Source organism: Bariatricus sp. HCP28S3_D3, assembly GCF_052065755.1.
Taxonomy (GTDB): Bacteria; Bacillota; Clostridia; order Lachnospirales; family Lachnospiraceae; genus Allocoprococcus.
This window is the reverse complement of sequence record NZ_JBQHTK010000083.1, coordinates 1-1,081: the sequence shown is the minus strand read 5'-3', so window position 1 is coordinate 1,081 and position 1,081 is coordinate 1. Positions and strand designations below refer to the sequence as shown.

Genomic DNA, 1,081 nt, shown 5'->3' with positions numbered 1-1,081 from the left:
GCTTCTTCCCTGAAGTTCAACAAGTTCGATTCCCACGTGATGTCACTGTGCCTGACTCTTCACGTTAACCTCGGGCTCTCCCTGCGGAAAACCTCCCAGGCTTTGAAGGATCTTTATAACATCCGGATCTCACACCAGCAAATCGCCAACTACTGTAAAACTGCTGCTATCTGTGTAAAACCTTTCGTGGACAACTATGACTATCGTGCCGGCAGCACTTTCACTGCTGATGAAACCTATATCAAGATCCGTGGTATCAAAACTTATATCTGGTTCATTATGGATGCTGCGAAGCGCTCCATCATCGGTTACCAAGTCTCTGACAACCGCGGCGTCGGTCCCTGTATCATGGCAATGCGCATGGCTTTCCGACATTTCAAAGAGCTTCCAAAAAACTTCCGCTTTATCGCAGATGGTTACAGTGCCTATCCACTGGCTGCCCAGCAGTTCTTCCATGAATTTGGTGATGCCTTCAAGTTCTGCATTACCCAGGTGATTGGGCTTACCAACGACGATGCGGTTTCCAAAGAGTTCCGTCCATTCAAGCAGATGATCGAGCGCCTGAACCGAACCTATAAAGCGTCCTACCGGAAAACAAACGGATTTGACAACATCGACGGTGCCAACTATGACCTTGCTCTGTGGGTTGCATACTATAACTTTCTGCGTCCTCACAAACACAACAACTATAAAGTCCTGAACACAGTAGAAATGCTGGAAGGCGCTGACAATATGCCCGGAAAATGGCAACTGCTGATCTTCCTTGGTCAACAGACAATTCTAAATCTCCAGAAACAGAAAAATGCATAAATGGAGCGGAACCGTTGTCAGGAAGACCGTGGAATACCGGAGCACGAAGTGCGAGGATATGCCGCGAAAGCCTCTTGACATAAGGTTCACGGATTATCCTGTTTAGCAGAAAAGGGGCAAGTGCGCTCTTTTCCTGCCTTCCGGCGAGGACAGGTCCGGGCAGAGCCCGGAATCGGGTCAAGGGACTGGTCCCTTGCAGGTTCTTAGGGCAGCGCCCTGAGCCCCCGGAGGGCCTTCCGTCTTATATATTTGCAATTTTCAAGGTTCGTTT

At 49.1% G+C, this 1,081-nt stretch carries 1 protein-coding gene; it reads left to right on the top strand.

Annotation, left to right across the window (positions count from 1 at the left end; translation table 11 throughout):
* Nucleotides 1-810: IS6 family transposase (locus tag ACTNB3_RS17775; RefSeq protein ID WP_441027285.1), on the top strand; the 810-nt coding region annotated here is incomplete at its 5' end.
* Nucleotides 811-1,081: the final 271 nt, after the last annotated feature.